This window comes from Streptomyces sp. NPDC058773 (assembly GCF_042746015.1).
In the GTDB taxonomy this organism is placed as follows: domain Bacteria; phylum Actinomycetota; class Actinomycetes; order Streptomycetales; family Streptomycetaceae; genus Streptomyces.
The window spans coordinates 34,062-51,061 of sequence record NZ_JBHYPE010000009.1; the positions used below are offsets into that span (position 1 = coordinate 34,062).

A 17,000-nucleotide genomic window follows, 5' to 3' on the forward strand; every position below is an offset into this window, starting at 1 on the left:
CCGCCGGGGCCGGGGACAGTGCGCGCAGCGGCCCGCACCGTGATCAACACCACCCCGCCCCGGACGGTCCGACGGGGCCCGGAACGGGCGCCCGGCGGCCGGTCCCCGCGCTGGTCAGGCCCCGGATGAGCGGGTGCCCGGCAGGCCCGGCAGGCCGGTGAACGGGGCCGGTCGGCGGGGCCATTCCCGGGTTGCCTCCCCGGCAATTCCCGGTACGTCCGCGCCGCCCGGGTCCCGGATTTGCCTCGGGCCAGGGGCGGTGTGCAACAGTGGGCCCCCCGGTCAGCCGGGCGCGCCGCCTGCGCAGCCGCTGCCGGGACTCCCCCACACACCGAACGGCCGGTTCCGGCCGCGCCCTTGCGCGCGTCCGGGCCGTCGCCCTCCCGCTACGTCCTTCCCGAGAGAGCGATGCAGGCAACGACTCTTCCTCCCCGGACCGCAGACCTGTTCCGGCAGGGTCTGGAGCGCCAGGCCGGCTCCGCCCTGCTGCGTTTCGGCGCCGCGCGACGGCGCTCGGCCGACCGGATCAGCTGGTCCGGCGACGGTGCCGCGGCCTGGCTCGACGACGCCCGCGGACATCTGTGGAGCGTCGGCGAAGCGGTCCCCGCCGCCGGGCTCGTCCTCCGCGCCGCGCATGAACTCCCGGACGGCGTCACGGAGTTCACCGGCCCCCTGGGCACCGATGCGCTGGTCGGCCGCCATCTGGCGGTCACCGACGTCGTCGAGTGGGTCTTCCGGTGGACGCTGGAGGAACCGCCGGTGCACCGGGCCGAGGAGCGGGTGGTCGAGCTGGACGAGACGCACCACGGGGAGCTGCTCGCCTTCCTGAACGAGCACAGCCCCGCCCATTCGACCGGCCCCGGTTCCGCCGGCGTCAGCCTGTGGACCGGTATCCGCGACCCGGACGGACGGCTGGTGGCCTGCGGTGCCCTGAGCAGTCTGCGGGACAGCGGGGCCCCGCTGATGGCGTCGGTCGCGACGGACGCGCGGCAGCGCGGTCAGGGGCTCGGCGCGGCGCTGACCTCGTGGCTGACCCGGTACGCCGTGCGCCGGTACGGGTTCTGCACGCTGTGGCAGCTCGCCGACAACGCCCCCGCCGAACGGCTCTACACCCGCCTCGGGTACCGCAACGAGGACCCCTGCGTCTCCGCGCGCATCGCGGCGCCGGGACGCCCTTGAGGCAGGAACGGGCGGTCGCCGGCGGCTCGTGCGGCGGTCGCGCCGTCACCACCGCAGGCGGTGCACCCGGGCGAGGAGCAACACGGTGTCATCGGCCGGGAAGCGCGGGACGAGGCGGGCGAGGATGTGGTCCGCGGCGGCTTCCAGTGAGTCGGGAAGCCGGCTCAGCTCGGTGCGGAGCGCCGTCAGCCCGTCGTCGATGTCATGGCCCCGTGCCTCGATGAGGCCGTCGGTGTAGAGGACGAGGGTGGTGTCGTCGGGCAGGTCCAGCTCCGTCGACCGGAAGGGACAGCCGCCGACGCCGAGCGGGACGCCCAGCACCTCGTCGACGAGGTCCGTTTGGCCGTCGGGGTAGCGCAGGAGCGGCGGTGGATGGCCGGCGCTGGCGATCCGGGTGCGGCCGGTGACCGGGTCGTAGCGGATGTAGAGGCAGGTGGCGAGTTCGATGCCCGCCTCCTGGGCGCAGTGGTCGAGTTCGGTGAGCAGCTCTTCCGGTTCCTGGTCGTGCCGGGCCAGTGCCTTGGCGGTGATGCGCAGCCTGCCCATCGACGCGGCGGCCGAGACGCCGTGTCCCATGACGTCGCCGACGACCAGGGCGACGCGCTGCTCGGGCAGGGCGATCATGTCGTACCAGTCGCCGCCGACCTCGGTGACCTGGCTGCCGGGCAGATAGCGGTGGGCGACGTGCAGGGCGGGGCAGGGACCCAGATGGCTGGGCAGCAGCGCCCGCTGGAAGGTGAGCGCGATGTTCCGCTCCCGGCTGTAGAGCCGGGCGTTGTCCAGGCAGAGCGCGGCCCGGGAGGCGAGCTCCCCGGCCAGGCTGAGGTCCTGTTCGGTGAAGGCCGGTCTGGCCGCCGACCGGCCGAAGATGGCGATGCCCTGCACCGTTCCCCGGGCGATGAGCGGGGCGAGGAGGAGACAGGTCAGACCGCTGCCGGCCAGCACCCGGGCGCGCTCCTCGTCGAGCACGGTCCGCAGCATGAACTCCCGGTTCACCGGCACCGCGATCGGGCGGCCGGTCCGCAGCATCCGGTGGATGGCGGAGCCCGGCGGGTAGTGCACCCCTTCCACCCCGCCGACCAGCTCCGTCGCGGGAGGGGGCAGTACGGTGCCGTGGGCGAGCCGGCGGGTGATCACCGGCAGCGCCGGATCGAACGCCTTGCGCTCGTCGAGCCATTCCACGAGCTCCACCACGGCCGCGTCGGCGAAGACCGGCACCACGGCGTCGACCAGCTCCTGGCCGGTGACCTGCACGTCCAGGGTGGTGCCGATCCGCGCGGACGCCCGGTCCAGCAGGGCCAGCCGCTGCCGGGTGGCGGTCGCCTCCACGATGGCCTGTTCCCGGTCGGTCACGTCCACCAGCACGCCGCCCACTCCCGGGCGGGTGCCCCCGGCCCGGGAGAGCGGGAAGAAGCTGACCGACAGCACCTTGTCGCGGTCCGGATGGCCCCGGGTGCGCATCCCGACCCGTACGCCCGCGATGGGTCTGCCGTCCTCGGCGACGCCGCGCAGCATCCGCTCGTACTCGCCGCCGTCCGCGGTGATCATGGTTTCGGTGATGCGGCGTCCGAGGTGTTCCTCGATGGGCAGTCCGTTGATGTCGGCGAGCCCCTGGTTGAGGTGGGCGTAGCGCAGCTCCTCGTCGAGCATGACCAGGCCGATGGGGCAGGTCTCGAAGAGCGCGTCGAGGAAGGCGAGATTGGTCTTCACCCGGTCCAGTTCGGCGCCGCGGCTCGCCAGCCCCATGACCACCGTGCGTCCGGCGACGCCGGCCACCGGGAAGACCCGGAAGCCGCAGTCGAATACCTCACCGTCGAGATGCCGGGCGGGCAGCCGCCCACGCCAGTAGCCCTCGGTACGGGCGCGGTCGGCCAGGCGGGCGCAGGTGTCCGGGCCGTCACCGGAGGCGTCGGGGAAGAGCAGGGCGCCGGGATGCGCCAGGGTCTCGTCGGCGCGGTAGCCGAAGAGCTGCTGTGCCCCTGGGCCCCAGTAGCAGATCCGGTTGTCGTCATCGAGGCCGAACACGGCGACGGCGACATGTTCCAGCAGCGACCCGGGCTCGGACCAGAGCGGACCGCGAGGCTGCTCGTCGCTCGGCCGATCTGCTGGCACCGGCTTGTCCTTCCACCCGCCGCGCACGGTGGCCCCGCCGCCCTGCGGACACCGGAGCGGCTCTTTCATTCTGCGCCCGTCCCCCGGGTGCGGACACTCGGCGTGGCACCGGCCCGGGGTCGAGCGGCCGCAGGGCCGCCGTGCGCGGCCGTGCGCGGCCGTTCCGGCCGGTGAGCGGGTCGCCGATGTGTGCCGCGGCCGGTCCGCGGGCCCGGACATTGGCCGGATTCCCGGTGTGAGCCGGCCTGCCGTTGCGGCTTGGGTGGAGGGGTCCGTAAGAGCGCTGCGTGAGGGGTACGGGTGTACGACTACATCATCGTGGGTGCCGGGTCGGCCGGGTGTGTGCTGGCGGCCCGGCTCACCGAGGACGAGCACACCCGTGTGCTCCTCGTCGAGGCCGGGCCGGTGGACGACGCACCGGAGATCCATGTGCCGGCCGCCTTCAGCAAGCTGTTCCAGACGAAGTACGACTGGAGCTACCTCAGCGACTGCGAACCGGGGCTGGACGGCCGGCGCCGGTTCCTGCCCCGGGGCCGGATGCTCGGCGGTTCGTCGTCGATGAACGCGATGATCTACATCCGCGGCAACCGCCGCGATTACGACGCCTGGGCCGCCGCCGGGGCGGAGCGGTGGGGCTGGAACGACGTCCTCCCCTACTTCCTGCGCGCCGAGGACTTCCAGGGCGAGAGCGTGCCGTGGCACGCGACCGGCGGGCCGCTGACCGTCAGCGAGGGCCGCTCACGGCATCCGCTGGTGGCCGCCTACGTGGCGGCCGCCCGGGAGGCCGGGCATCCCTTCACCGCCGACTTCAACGGTCCGGAGCAGGACGGCGTCGGCTACTACCACCTGACGCAGCGTGACGGGATGCGCTGCAGCACGGCCGTCGCCTATCTGCGGCCGGCTCTGGAGCGGCCGAATCTGGAGGTGCTGACGGGTGCCCAGTGCACCCGGGTGCTGTTCGACGGCGAACGCGCGACCGGGGTCGAGCTGGAACGGGGCGGTGAACTGCTGCAGCGGCGGGCCGAGCGGGAGGTGGTGCTGTCGGCCGGTGCCTACAACTCCCCGCAGCTGCTGATGCTGTCCGGTATCGGGGTGGCGGACGAGCTGACGGCTCGTGGCATCACGCCCCGGGTGGATCTCCCGGTGGGGGAAAACCTCCAGGACCATCCGCACATCGGTCTCTCCTACCTGACCGACACCGAGAGCCTGCTGACCGCCGAGACGCCGGACAATGTGCGCCTGCTGGAGACCGAGGGCCGCGGTCCGCTGAGCTCCAACGTCGGTGAGGCCGGGGGCTTCCACCGCACCCGTGAGGGGCTGGACGCTCCCGACGTCCAGGTCCATGCCACTCCGGTGATGTTCCACGAGGAGGGCATCAGCCCGGTCACCGACCACGCCTTCATGTTCGGTGCGGTGCTGCTCGCCCCGACCAGCCGGGGCAAGGTCTCGCTGCGGTCGGCGATCCCCAGCGCCAAACCGCACATCCTGCACAACTACCTGACCACGGAGGAGGACCGCGCCACGGCGGTACGGGCGCTGCGGTTGCTGCTGGACATCGCCGACCGGCCCAGCCTGCGCAAGCACCGTCGCGCCGACTTCCGCGTCCCCCGCTCCACGGACGACGCCGGGCTGCTGGAATACGCCCGGCGCGAGCTGCAGACCCTCTACCACCCGACGAGCACCTGCTCGATCGGCCCGGTGGTGGACTCCGGGCTCAGGGTGCACGGGGTCAGCGGTCTGCGGGTGGTGGACGCCTCGGTGATGCCGACGGTGGTGCGGGGCAACACCAATGCGCCCACGATCATGATCGCGGAGAAGGCGGCGGATCTGATCCGCGGCCTTCCGGCACCGGCCTGACCGGAACGGCCTGACCGGAACGCCGTTGCCTTCCGGCCCCGCACGTGGGACCGGAAGGCTGTCGCCGGCATGCGACGCGGGTTCAGCTGATCCGTGCGGGAACCAGCAGCCGTTCGCGGCCCACGGTCGTGGCCGTGGTGTCGTCGTACATCGCGAGCTTGCCGCCGGGCCAGAGCGCGAGCAGGTCGTCCTGCCGGGGACCGCCGCCGAAGGCTCCGGCGGTGACCAGACTGGTGTGGCGCCATACGGACTTGGCGGGGAGGAGCTGGTGTTCGGCGTTCAAGCCCTTGGCCCCGAGTTTCTCGTAGACGGTCACCTCACCGTCGGACCAGCGGACGAACAGATCCTGGCCGCCGGTGGCCGCGGCGAAGTCACCGGCGACGGTGTCGCGGGCGTGGGACCAGGTGGTGTTCTTGGGCTTGGCGAGCTGCTTCTCGGCGTGCAGGCCCCGGGCGTCCACATCGGTGTAGAGGGTCACCTCGGCGTCGGACCAGCGCACCACGAGGTCGTCGCGGCGGGTGCCGGCCCCGACGAACCGGCCGGCGGTGAGCCCCTTGGCGTGCTTCCAGGTGCCGTTGGGGACCTTGAGCTGGATCTTCTTGGTGAGCTTGTTGGTCTCGTTGACGTCCTTGTAGAGGGTCAGTTTGCCGTTGGCCCAGCGGACGAGGAGGTCATCGGTGCTGTTGCCGGTGAATTCCCCTGCGGTCACGGCCTTCGCCTGCTTCCAGGCCACGTCCTTTGCGAGCCGGATGTCCTTGCCCAGGCCGTAGGCGCGGTTGCCGGGGTAGAGGGAGACCTCACCGTCGGACCAGCGCACGATCAGGTCGCCGGTGTTGTCGCGTACCGAGCGGGAGTGGAACCGTCCGGTGACGACCTGTGTGGCGTGCTCCCATGTCGTCGCGTCCCCGAGGGGGTTGACGGTGTCCGGTGCCGCGTCCGCGACCGCCTGCCGGTACAGCCGGAAGACATCGTCGTCGAACTGCGAGCTGTAGGAGATGTCGTCCCGGAGCCCGCCGGTCTTGTAACCTCCGATGGCGCCGACGAGGTTGCCGCGGCTGCCGTCGAAGTCCTCCAGGAACGGACCGCCGCTGACCCCGGTACGGAAGCCGTCGCAGCTGATCTCCATGAACCGGCCCTGGAAGGCCTTGGTTCCATTGGTGCACTGCAGCGGGGTCTGCTTGCCCCCGGGGTAGCCGGTGAGCGTCACCGCACGGCGGGCCAGTTTCCCGGCGGGCACGGCGGTGAGGGTGTTACCGCGGCCGACGGCGTCCTCCAGGAGCTGCCCTTGGGAGTTCGGTCCGACGCGCAGCACGGCGAAGTCCACATCGTCGCTGGGTGACGAGGACAGATACCGCTCGTCGAGCCACGCCTTGCCCGGCTGCATCGGGAAGAGGCCATAGGGCTGCTCGCCGGGCCGGCCGGCCGGTGCGGCCCCGCCGCGGTAGCCGGGCACGAAGGCGACGTTGCGGTACGGCTTGTCGCCCTTGAGGCAGTGGGCCGCGGTGAGCACCAGGCTCTTGGTCGGCGAGGTGACGGCGCTGGCGGTGCAGAACTGGTTGGGCGTCGCCGAGCCGTCCTCGCTGCGGATGAGGAAGACCCCGACGGTGGCGACGCCCGCCGCGACCGGACGGCTCGGCGCGAACAGCGCGCTCCGGCCCGCCACACCGGGGAAGACCGGAAGGTCCTGGCTCTCTTCCCCGGCGGGCACGGCATCCACGGGGACGGCCGTACGGATGCGCTCCGGGGTCCAGTAGCGCTCCATCTCCTGCGCCCTGCGGATGTCTTCCGGTGTCACGCCCCGGGACGGCTTCACCGGGCCGGGGGAAGGCTTCACCGGGTCGTGAGAGGGCGTCGCCGGGCCCTCGGCCGGTGTGGCCGGGCCATGGGCGGGCGCGGTCCGGGCGTCCGGTGCCGGACGGTGCGCGGCGAGGGCCGGAGCGGCGAGCATCGGAACGGCGAGCGCGATCGAGGCGCCGGCGCCGACGGCGGCCGCGCGCACCCAAGGTATTCGATTCATGAGCCTGTCCGTTGAAGGGTCGCAAGCGACCGGGTTCAGCTGGGGAGCCGGGGGTGACGGTGCGTTCCCGGCCCGGGGATTCGGTGGTGCTTGCGCTTCCTGACGGGGCCCGCCGGCGGATCAGCGGGGCGCATCCTGCTGATGTCGAGCGCCGGATGGCGTGTACGGGCCGCTGCCGAGCATGGCGCGGACCGTCCGCAGGGGCTGAACTGCCCCCGCCCTCGCCGCATCCGCGGTCCCCCCATGGATGTGATGACAGCGTGAAGAAGCGGTGAGGAAGGTATCACGAAACCGCGGGTGAATTCGGACAACCTATCGACGGTGGGCGATCGTGATGATTTCCCGGCTCGTCTCGGTGAGGGGCCCGCCGCCCCAGTCCCCGTAACGGGCCACAACGGCCAGGCCCGCGTCGGCGAGGAACACGTCGAGCCGCGCCGCATCGAGGAAACGCAGACTGGTCCGGTCCACGCGGAGCACGGTGCCGTCGGCCGCGGCCGTCGTCCCCGTGAAGGTGACCACGTCACCGATGACCGACTGGGTCTCCGTCGTAGAAGCCGTCGGCGGGCCACCGCCCGGGGGCCCACGAATTCAACAGGTCATACAGCGCGGCGGCATCGGCGTCCGAGTAGCCCATGGCGTCGTCCAACTCCGTCACCTCTCCGGCCGGCCGCCGATGTCAGTCTCCATGGGCGGCCGTTGGGGGCGCCGGCAGTCCGTTCAGGGCCCGCCAGCGGGCCGCGTCCCTGGGACGGGCGAGCCAGCCGGCCAGCTCCCAGGCCGCGAAGGAGAAGGCCGTGCCCAGTTCCGTTCCCTCGTGGAGGGAGGTCATCTCCGTGAGGTAGACGGGGGCCTGGTCGACGAGGTGCGTCCGATGGTCCTCCGCGCATCCGCACGCCACGCTCACCCCCGCGAAGACGCACGGGCCGGCGCCCTCCGAACAGTCCACCTGGAGCGTGTACTCGACGGGGTCGTCCTCGCCCACCGTGAGGTCCGTGACCAGCACCCCGGGCTCCCACTCCCACCGGGCCGGGCCCAGCGGGCCGAGTGCCGCATCCAGCCGTGCGGCTTCGCGCCGGATCACCTCCAGGTCCTGCGGCCCCGCTTCGGGGAAGAGCTGCTCAAGTGGGGCATCGGCAAGAAGCCCGGAGCGCGGTGTGGTCATGGCGTCGGTCATCGTAGGCCTCAAGACATCAGTGCGCCGTCGAAGACCGTGACGGCCCGGCCGAGCAGGGTGACCCGGTCGCCGTGCAGTTCGACGCCCACCCGGCCGCCGCGCGGGGACAGTTGGACGCCGGCCAGTGCGGTGCGGCCCAGCCGCCCGGCCCAGTGAGGCGCGAGGACGCAGTGGGCGGCGCCGGTGACGGGGTCCTCGGGGATGCCGGCGGCCGGGGCGAAGACGCGGGAGACGAAGTCGTGGTCGGCGCCGTCGGGGGCGCTCGCGGTGACGATGACCGCTCGGCCGCTGAAGGCCGCCAGCGCGGCGGTGTCCGGGTCCAGGTCCCGTACCGCTGCGGCGTCCGGCAGCGCCACGAGCAGATCGTGCCGGGCCCGGCCGGTCCACCGCGGCGCGGCGCCGAGGGCCTCGGCGAGGCCGGGCGGGGTGGGTGCCTCGGTCGGTGCGTCCGCCGGGAAGTCCAGGGAATGCGCGCTGTCGTGGTGGCGACGGGCGGTCAGGACACCGCTGAGGGTGTCGAAGTGCAGGGCCGCGTCAGGGGCGGCGCCTCCGGTCGTGTGGAGCACATGGGCGGTGGCCAGTGTGGCGTGTCCGCACAGGTCGACCTCCACGGTCGGGGTGAACCACCGCAATCCGTAGGTGTTCTCCGCGGTCCGGTGCACGAAGGCGGTTTCCGACAGGTTGAGTTCGGCGGCGACCCGCTGCATCCAGGCGGCGTCGGCCGGAGCGTCCAGCAGACACACCCCGGCGGGATTTCCGGCGAAGGGCCGGTCGGTGAAGGCATCGACGATGAAGGCGCGCATGCGCCCGACGCTACTGGTTGTGGCCGTGGTGCGTCTCGGGGAGACGCGTGGTGCGGCCGTGCAGGGGGCGTCGAGGACGCTGTCCGGCGACGGTGTCGGGTACGCCTTTGGGTGGCTGGTCCGCCCTCGATGTGCCGTAGTCCGCCACCCCTTCCAGCAGCCATTTTCGCTCCGGAAGTGAGCATCTTTGGGCCTCATCTGTCTGACGGACCACTGGAGGGGCAAGCTGTTCTCGCCATGGAAGCCGGATACGTACTCAGGGGATTGCGGGCCATCGCGTTCGCGGTGGTCTGCGTGCTGCTCACGGCTGTCGGACATGTGCTGACCTCCGGTGCGGTGCTGCCGTGGCGGGTGCTGCTCCTCGCCGCGGCGGGGGCCGCCGGAGGCGCCTGGTGCTTCGCCGGCCGTGAGCGCGGCCCGCTGGCCGTGGCGGCCCTGACCGTGGGGACTCAGGCGACGCTGCACTCCGTCTTCGCCCTCGGGCAGGCCATCGACCACTCCGGGCACAGCAAGCTGTCCTGGGCCACACTGTGGTGGGAATCGCTGCGGTGCGGTGGCGGGGTGCCCCTGCATGAGGTGCGGAGTTCACGTGGCTTGAGTGCGGGGCTGGTTGACGGGCCGGCGGGGCAGGCGGTCGTCGAGGCGGCCGGGCACCTCGGTGGTCTGCCGATGGCCGGCCGGATGGCTGATATGGGGCATGTGGCGCATGCGGGGGCGCCGGGTGGCGCCGGCCCGATGCTCGCGGCGCATCTGCTGATCGCGACGCTGAGCGTGTGGTGGATGTGGGGCGGCGAGCGCGCGGTCTTCCGGCTGGTGCGGACGGTGTCCCTGGCCCTCGTGCCGCGGCTCCGGCTCGTACTGCAGCCCGTGCTGCCGACCCTTCCGCCCGAGGAGCGGGAGGCGGCGCGGGCACCCCATAGCGCCTTGCCGAGGCTGCTTCTGGTCCATGTCGTCTCGCGACGGGGCCCACCCCTGGAGCCGGCTGTCCCCTGACAGCAGTGCGCCCTACGGGCCGCGGACGGACCGCGCGCGCATGTTTGGCGCCGTCCTCAGCGCCCGCCCGACCTCCCCGGTCCCGGCACCCTCGCAGCGACCGGCTCCAGCGAAGGACTACCGATGATGATGACGCCTGCCCGGATGCGGAAATCACAGATACCCGTGCCCCTCACCGTGCCCGTGGAACTGTGCCAGGGAGCGGAGGTCTCGTATGCGTGCGGCTGAGGACGCCCTGGTGACCAGGTGGGCGCTGGAGGGCCGGGGCGGCGACGAGGCCGCCGTCGAGCAGTTCGTCCGGGCCACCCGGCGCGATGTGCTGCGCTATGTCACGCATCTGAGCGGTGACTTCCAGGCGGCGGACGACCTGGTCCAGGACACCTATCTGCGGGCCCTGCGGGGCCTCCCCTCCTTCGAGGGCCGGTCCTCGGCCCGTACCTGGCTGCTGACGATTGCCCGCCGCACCGTCGCCGACCGCATCCGTGCCAACCGGGCCAGGCCCCGGATCGCCGCGCTCGACGACTGGCAGGCCATGGCGGAACAGGCCCAGCCGGAGGTCCTGCCGGGGTTCGACGAGGGCATCGTGCTGGCCGATCTGCTCGGCGCGCTGACGCCCGCGCGGCGGGAGGCGTTTGTGCTCACACAACTGCTCGGGCTGCCCTATGCGCAGGCCGCCTCGGTGGCGAGGTGTCCGGTGGGCACCGTGCGGTCCCGGGTGGCACGGGCCCGGGAGACGCTGATCGCGCTGCTGGACTCCGCCGAGGGCACCCCGTCGCGGCGGGCGGCCGGCACCGAGCGGGACGCGGCGCCGGCCGGGTTCGGTACGCCGTGGCGGGTGTCCGCTTCGAAGGCCTCTGCCTGATGCCGTGACCGTGTGCCGGGCCCGGGGCGGTGGCGGCCCCGGGCCCGGTGCGGATGATGTGCGGTCGCCGGGAACTCGACGGCCCGCCGGGCCGACTAGTGGGCTGTGGAGCGCAGCTATGAACACCCGGAGCCCCTGGTGGCCCGGCAGGGGAGCAGGCCGTCCGGTCTCGACGTACGGATGCAGGGCGTGGTGTGCCGGCACGGCCGTCTGGAGGCCGTGCGCGGGGTCGATCTGGAGGTCGCCGCCGGCGAACGGATCGCGCTGACCGGTACGAACGGTTCGGGCAAGACGACGCTGCTGCGGGCCGTGCTGGGGCTGCACCGGCAGGTCGACGGCCAGATCCTGGTCGGGCGGCGGGGCTGCCGCAGCGCGGCGGAGTGGGCCTGGCGCAGACGGGCCTGCGCCTGGATACCGCAGCGCCCGGCGGCCGGGCGTTTCCCGCTGCTGGCGAAGGAGTTGCTGGCGAGCAGCGGCGCCCCGGAGGATGCGGCGCGCGCCGCCGTCCGGCTCGGAGTGGGCGGGCTCGCCGACCGTCCGCTGAGCAGCCTGTCCGGCGGGCAGTTGCAGCGGATGCATCTGGCGCGGGCGGTGGGGTGTGTGGCCGCCGGGGCGGGCGTGCTGCTCGCCGACGAGCCGACCGCGGCGCTGGACTTCAGCGGGCAGGAGGAGGCCGCCGAGGTGCTCACCACGCTGCCGGTGACGGTGCTCGTGGTCACCCACGACCGGGCGATGGCCGCGCGCTGCGACCGGACGCTGGAGATGGCCGCCGGACGGCTGCGGGAGGTCCGGTGAGTGCGCTCGGACAGGTCGCCGACCTGCTGCAACTCGTACCGGTCCAGCGCGCCGGGGCCGGTCTGCTGCTGTCCGCTCTCGGGCTGCCGGTGGTGGGCGTGGTGATCGTCGGGCTGGACATCATGCCGGTGCGTTTCGCGATGATGCATGTGGCGCTGCTGGGGATCGCGGCGGGTCAACTGCTGGGCCTGGACCCGGTGTTGTGTGCGCTGGTGGCCTGTGCGCTGGCCGGAGCCGGGGTGGCGCCGCTGGCGCGGACCGCGGACGGGCTGTCGGGAGCGATGGGGCTGCTGATGAGTCTGGCCATCGCCGCCGCGCTGCTGCTGCTGGCGCTGTCCGGGGTGAACGCCAACGGGGCCTTCGCGCTGCTGTGGGGATCGATCCTGGCGGTGCGGCCCGCCGACCTCGCGGTGCTGGGTGCGCTGGCGGTGGCCCTGCCCGCGCTGTTCGTCTGGCGACGCCGGGAGCTGTCACTGCTGCTGCACGACCGGGAACTGGCGCTGTGCTCCGGGGTGCCGGTGCAGCGGCTGACCGTGCTGCTCCTGGTGCTGGTGGCGGTCGCGGTGGCCGGTGCCATCCGGCTGACCGGGGCCCTGCTGGTGGACGCGCTCACCCTGCTGCCCGCGCTCGCCGCCCGCCGGCTCGGCCGCTCGCTGGTGTCGATCACCCTGTGGGCGATCGGCATCGGGCTGGTGGTGAACGTCGTCGGATTTCTTGCCTCGTTGGCCTGGGACCTGCCACCGGGCCCGGTCCTCGTCCTCGCTGCGGGTGCGGTCGCCCTCGTAGCCCATCTCATCCCTGAACGGAGAACTTCCTCATGGCGCGAACCCGCGGCCTCGTCCGCCCCCTCACCGCACTGAGCGCGGGCCTGCTGCTGATCTCGGGATGCGGCTCCGGCGCCGCTTCGGACAAGGCGGACGGTGTGCCGGACAAGGCGTCCTCCGGGCCCGTGGTGGTCGCCACCACGGTGTGGGAAGCGGCGCTGGCGAAGGCCGCCGGGGCGAAGAACGTCACCTCCATCGTCCCCGCCTCGATCCGGCACGCTCCCGATTACGACGTCAAGCCGAGCGATCTGACCAAGGTGGCGAAGGCCGACTACGTCCTCTACTCCTCGTTCGAGCCCTTCGCGGGCCGGATCAAGGAGGCGGCGGGCTCCGACGCCAAGATGGTCGAACTGAAGCTGGACAACAGCCCGTCGAAGACGACGGCCAATGTGACGCGTCTGGGCAAGGCGTTCGGGACGCAGCAGGCGGCCACGCGGTGGAACACCACGTTCGGCAAGGAGTGGGAAGCGCTGCACACGAAGGTGCGCAGCACCTGGCCCGACGGCAAGGCCCCGGCGGTGACGTCGCAGATGTTCACCTCCTGGGCGGCGAAGCTCGCCGGGGCGCGGCTGGTGGGGACATACGGGCCGGAGGCGGTGACACCGGGCCGGCTGTCCGAACTGTCCGCGAAGAAGCCGGAGTTCGTGCTCGACAACGAGAACATGTCGACCGGCACGGTGCTGCCCGGTTCGGGCGCGAAGCAGCTGAACATCGCCAACTACCCGGGGCAGGACCTCGATCTGCTGGCGGTGTACCGCACGGCCGCGCAGCAGATGGAGAAGGCGTTCGCCGCGTCCTGAGCAGGGGACGAACGGGCCGGGCGGTGGTGGACCGTTGAGGATCGGCGCCACCGCCGCCCGGCCGGTCAGCCGGTCCGGGCGGGCTCGTCCGGGAGCCCGGCGGCGAGCCGCTCGCGCAGTGCGGCACGGTCGGGCTTGCCCGCGGGGGTGAGGGGCAGCGCGCCGGTCACCGGCAGCAGGTACTCGGGGTGTTTACGGCGCTCCAGACCCCGGGTGTCGAGGTGGGCGCACAGGCTCGCCAGGGTGATCTCCCGGCCGGTCCGCGGCACCACGCAGGCCGCGAGCCGCTCCCCCATCAGCGGATCGGGCACGCCCACACAGATCACGTCCCGTACGTCCGGGTGGGAGGAGAGTTCGCCCTCGACCTCCGCGGGGCTGATGTTGGCGCCGCCGCGGATCACGATGTCCTTGAGCCGGCCGACGACCCGCAGGGTGCCGTCGGCGGCGAGCATGCCCAGGTCGCCGGTGCGCACCCAGCCGTCCGCGGTGCGGTAGCGCATGTTCAGCTCGGGGGCGCCGACGTAGCAGAGCGGTGTCATCGGGCCCCGGGCGAGGATCTCCCCGGGCCCGTCCGGGGGCGTGCCGGGCGGCGGCGCGATCCGGATCTCGCAGACGGCGGGGTCGGGCCGGCCGACCACGATCCCCGGGCCGCCGTCCGGGAGCGGGGGCCGCTGCGCCAGGCCGGTGTGGCAGTTGACGCCGTCGGCCGAGCCGTAGAGGTTGACCACCGGGCAGCCGAAGGCCCGGGCCGCCTCGTCGTGGGTGGCCGCGTCGAGCGCGGAGCCGCCCAGGACCAGCGCCGTCGGCCCGTGCGCGGTACGGCCTCCGGTACCGCAGCGTTCCACCATCATGCGGACCATCGTGGGCACGCCCAGCACATGGGTGGGCCGGTGGGCGGCCAGCGCCTCCAGGGCGGCCTCCGGCGTGAAGCGGTCCAGCAACACCAGGGTTCCGCCGTGCCGGGCGAGGGTCACCGCGGTGCCGCTGCTGCCGAACGCCGAGGCGAGCGGGGCGAGGAACAGACAGCGCGGCGGCGTGCCGTCCGGCAGCAGCGAGGCGAGGAAGTTGCCCCGCCCGCCGGCGAGCGCGTTGTGCGAATACGCCACCATCTTCGGCTCCGCCTCGGAGCCGGAGGAGACCAGGATGCGGGCCGCGGAGTCGGGGTCGGGCCGTTCGGGGGTGAAGCCGGCCCGCTCCTGGCCGGCCCGCTCCTGGCCGGCCCACTCGTGCCCGGTCGGCTCGTGCCCGGTCGGCTCGTGCCCCATCAGGTCGGCCAGCGACCGGCATCCGGCGGGGACGGGTCCGGGGCCGGCGGCGATCACGGTGTGCAGGGCGGGCAACGCGGGGGCCCGTTCCGCCAGTTCCCGGGCGTGCTCGCTCCCCCGGTACGCGGTGGCCGCGATCACCGCCCGCGCCCCGGAGCGGGCGAGCAGCGACACCGCTTCGCGTCCGCCGCGTCCGACCGGGAAGGGCAGGGCGATCGCCCCCAGGGCGGCCAGTGCGAGATCGGCGGCCACCGCCGTTCCGTTGTTGGGCAGTTGGACGCCCACCACGTCGCCCGGACGGATACCGGCCCCGGCGAGGCCGGTGGCCAGACATCGGGCCTCGGTGTCCAGTGCGGCATAGCTGGTCTCGCCGTGCGCGTCGATCACGGCGGTCCGCAGCGGGTCACGTATCCGGTGTGCCCGGAACAGCGCGTACAGGTCGAGATCGGGGCAGTGTCCCTCCGCCGCCCAGGTGCGGCGGAGCGTGCCGGGGACCAGGTCGTGTATCGGGTGGGTCATGCGAATCTCCAGGGCGTGGGGACGGCGAGGGCGCCATGGGGGTCACGGGTGAAAGCACCGCTGAGGCACCGGTCCTGTGGGAGCGCGGCCAGGTCGGTGGCCACCTCGGTCGCGGCCAGTCCGTCGGCGCGGAGCCCGTCGAGCGCCTGCGCCGAGGACAGTTCCGTCAGCCGGGCCGCGCGGGCGCAGACGGCGGTGGCCGAGTCATCGGCGGGGGCTATCCAGCCGTCGGCGGTCGGCAGCGGACGGCGGAAGCCCGCGGGACGGCGGAGCTGCCCGCCGGCCGCGGCCCGGTGCAGCGCCGGGGCGGTGAGCGCTTCCGCGGCGCCCAGCAGCGAGGACTCCACCCGTACGCCGCGGCCGCCGCGCTCGCGCAGCAGCAGACCGGCGACCACGGCCTCCGCGCCGAGCAGTCCGCCGAGGACGTCGAGCAGGGTCATCAGGGACGGCGCGGGCGGTTCGTCGGCGGGGCGGGCCAGCGCGCCGATGCCCGTACGTGCCTGGACCATGAAATCGGTGCCCATCGGGGCGTCGGGCAGCCGTCCGGCCCAGCCGCTGGTGTAGGCGTACACCAGACCCGGGTTGACGGCCGCCAGCCGCTCGGCGTCGAGGCCGAGCTGTTCGGCCTTGCCGGGGGCCCAGTTGTGCAGGAAGACATCGGCGCCGGAGGCCAGCTCACGCAACTCGGCCTGTCCCACGGCGGACTTGATGTCGATCCGTACCGCGTCCTTGCCCCGGTTCAGTGCGAGCCAGCGGGCGGACACGTCCTCGCAGCAGGGCGGCATACCGCGCAGCGGGTCACCGCCCGGGGGTTCGATCCGGACGACGTCCGCCCCGAGCAGGCGGAGCAGATGGGCGGCGAGCGGGGCCTGGATACGGCGGCCCGCTTCCAGGACCGTCAGCCCGGCGAGGGGGCGTGCGGCGGAGGTGGCGGTGACCGTGGCCGGCGGGGTCCGTTCGGTGGTCAGCGGGGTCAGGCTCCAGGGCGCCGTGCGGGCCGCGGCTCCGGGGAGTGCGGCGGGCTCGTGCAGCGGGCAGACCTCCGCGCCCGAGGCCGCGGCGGCCTGGCGCACCCGCTCCCAGGGCGCGGAACGTGCCGTCCGGTGCAGGGCCTCGGGTATCGGGGCGCAGGCGGTGGCGTACCGGAACTGGAAGGGCTGCCAGCCGGTACGGATCGCCTCCTCCGGGGCACCGAGGTCCCGCCAGAAGCGGGCCCAGGGGACGGGGTCCAGCGCCTCCAGTTCGAATCGGGTGCCGCAGCGGGCGGTGAACGGCGGCCCTCCCGGCGACAGCGGTACGGCTTCGGCTTCCGGGGCGTTGGCCGCCGCGAGGTACTGGCCGACGGTGAGCAGCGCGGCCCGGTCGACGCCGGTGGTGACCTGGCCGGGGTCCGCACCGCCACGCGCCCGGCCGAGCAGGCCGGCCAGCAGGCCCTGCACGGTGAGCACGGAGGCGCAGGTGGCGGCGTAGTCGACGGCGAGAGCGCGCGGGCGGCCGTCGCGTCTGCCGTGCACCTGCATCACGCCGGTGGCCGCCTGGACGGTGGGCTCGTCGACGGCGTCCGCGGCCGGCAGGACATCGGCCCAGGCGGTGTGCGCGGTGACCGCGCCCGCCGCGCCCGTGGCCTCGAAGACCGCGGGCCCCGTGTGCGGTCCGGGCGGCTGCGCCGCACGGGGCGTCAGCGTCGCGCCGAGCGCCCGCAGATGGGCCGCAGCCGGTGTGGTGAGCGCGGGCGGGCCCGCGACCCGGACGGTCATCTCTTCCAGCGGTCGGGACGCGCGGATGACGGTGGGGTGTCCC

General features: G+C 73.4%; 14 protein-coding genes. 7 read left to right on the forward strand and 7 right to left on the reverse strand.

The genetic code is table 11. The features are described 5' to 3' along the window. The first annotated feature begins 408 nt into the window (after positions 1–408). Positions 409–1,179, forward strand: a complete 771-nt coding sequence (locus ACFW5B_RS10725) for a GNAT family N-acetyltransferase (protein WP_386436450.1) — start codon at positions 409–411, stop codon at positions 1,177–1,179. Positions 1,180–1,224: 45 nt separating this feature from the next. Here ACFW5B_RS10725 and ACFW5B_RS10730 read toward each other — a convergent pair whose 3' ends face one another. Further along, entirely contained in the window at positions 1,225–3,291 is a 2,067-nt protein-coding gene (locus ACFW5B_RS10730) for a SpoIIE family protein phosphatase (RefSeq protein ID WP_386436454.1), read from the reverse strand. 300 nt (positions 3,292–3,591) lie between these two features. Here ACFW5B_RS10730 and ACFW5B_RS10735 point away from each other — a divergent pair, with 300 nt between their 5' ends. Next, complete coding sequence (locus tag ACFW5B_RS10735; protein WP_386436457.1) at positions 3,592–5,148, forward strand: GMC family oxidoreductase; 1,557 nt, start codon at positions 3,592–3,594, stop codon at positions 5,146–5,148. Between the two features lie 82 nt (positions 5,149–5,230). On the opposite strand, the gene ACFW5B_RS10740 is transcribed toward ACFW5B_RS10735, so the two are convergent. The 4 genes from ACFW5B_RS10740 to ACFW5B_RS10755 form a co-directional block, all read right to left on the reverse strand. Further along, complete coding sequence (locus tag ACFW5B_RS10740) at positions 5,231–7,165, reverse strand: trypsin-like serine peptidase (RefSeq protein ID WP_386436460.1); 1,935 nt, start codon at positions 7,163–7,165, stop codon at positions 5,231–5,233. 312 nt (positions 7,166–7,477) lie between these two features. Then, a complete protein-coding gene (locus ACFW5B_RS10745; protein WP_386436463.1) occupies positions 7,478–7,684 on the reverse strand; it encodes a hypothetical protein in 207 nt (68 codons plus the stop codon). Positions 7,685–7,841: 157 nt separating this feature from the next. Then, positions 7,842–8,327, reverse strand: a complete 486-nt coding sequence (locus tag ACFW5B_RS10750) for a hypothetical protein (protein WP_386436465.1) — start codon at positions 8,325–8,327, stop codon at positions 7,842–7,844. 20 nt (positions 8,328–8,347) lie between these two features. After that, positions 8,348–9,142, reverse strand: coding sequence for a PhzF family phenazine biosynthesis protein (locus ACFW5B_RS10755; RefSeq protein ID WP_386436468.1), 795 nt, complete (start codon positions 9,140–9,142; stop codon positions 8,348–8,350). Positions 9,143–9,379: 237 nt separating this feature from the next. Here ACFW5B_RS10755 and ACFW5B_RS10760 point away from each other — a divergent pair, with 237 nt between their 5' ends. From ACFW5B_RS10760 to ACFW5B_RS10780, 5 genes are all read left to right on the forward strand, one after another. Continuing rightward, positions 9,380–10,135 carry a PE-PGRS family protein gene (locus ACFW5B_RS10760; RefSeq protein ID WP_386436471.1) on the forward strand — a complete coding sequence of 252 codons (756 nt, stop codon included), beginning with the start codon at positions 9,380–9,382 and terminating at the stop codon, positions 10,133–10,135. 214 nt (positions 10,136–10,349) lie between these two features. Continuing rightward, entirely contained in the window at positions 10,350–10,997 is a 648-nt protein-coding gene (locus ACFW5B_RS10765; RefSeq protein ID WP_386436474.1) for a sigma-70 family RNA polymerase sigma factor, read from the forward strand. A 180-nt stretch (positions 10,998–11,177) separates the two neighbouring features. After that, positions 11,178–11,792 carry an ATP-binding cassette domain-containing protein gene (locus tag ACFW5B_RS10770; protein WP_386436871.1) on the forward strand — a complete coding sequence of 205 codons (615 nt, stop codon included), beginning with the start codon at positions 11,178–11,180 and terminating at the stop codon, positions 11,790–11,792. After that, positions 11,789–12,652 (forward strand): metal ABC transporter permease, encoded by an 864-nt coding sequence (locus ACFW5B_RS10775; RefSeq protein WP_386436477.1) that lies wholly within the window; start codon positions 11,789–11,791, stop codon positions 12,650–12,652. The genes ACFW5B_RS10770 and ACFW5B_RS10775 overlap by 4 nt, the downstream gene beginning before the upstream one ends. Beyond that, complete coding sequence (locus ACFW5B_RS10780; RefSeq protein ID WP_386436480.1) at positions 12,610–13,416, forward strand: ABC transporter substrate-binding protein; 807 nt, start codon at positions 12,610–12,612, stop codon at positions 13,414–13,416. The genes ACFW5B_RS10775 and ACFW5B_RS10780 overlap by 43 nt, the downstream gene beginning before the upstream one ends. Positions 13,417–13,481: 65 nt before the next feature. Here the strand turns inward: ACFW5B_RS10780 and ACFW5B_RS10785 are convergent, their stop codons facing one another. Next, on the reverse strand, positions 13,482–15,200 hold the full coding sequence (locus tag ACFW5B_RS10785) for a class I adenylate-forming enzyme family protein (protein WP_386436483.1): 1,719 nt from the start codon (positions 15,198–15,200) through the stop codon (positions 13,482–13,484). Continuing rightward, a complete protein-coding gene (locus tag ACFW5B_RS10790; RefSeq protein WP_386436873.1) occupies positions 15,197–16,957 on the reverse strand; it encodes a CoA transferase in 1,761 nt (586 codons plus the stop codon). Before ACFW5B_RS10790 ends, ACFW5B_RS10785 begins: the two co-directional genes overlap by 4 nt. Positions 16,958–17,000: the final 43 nt, after the last annotated feature.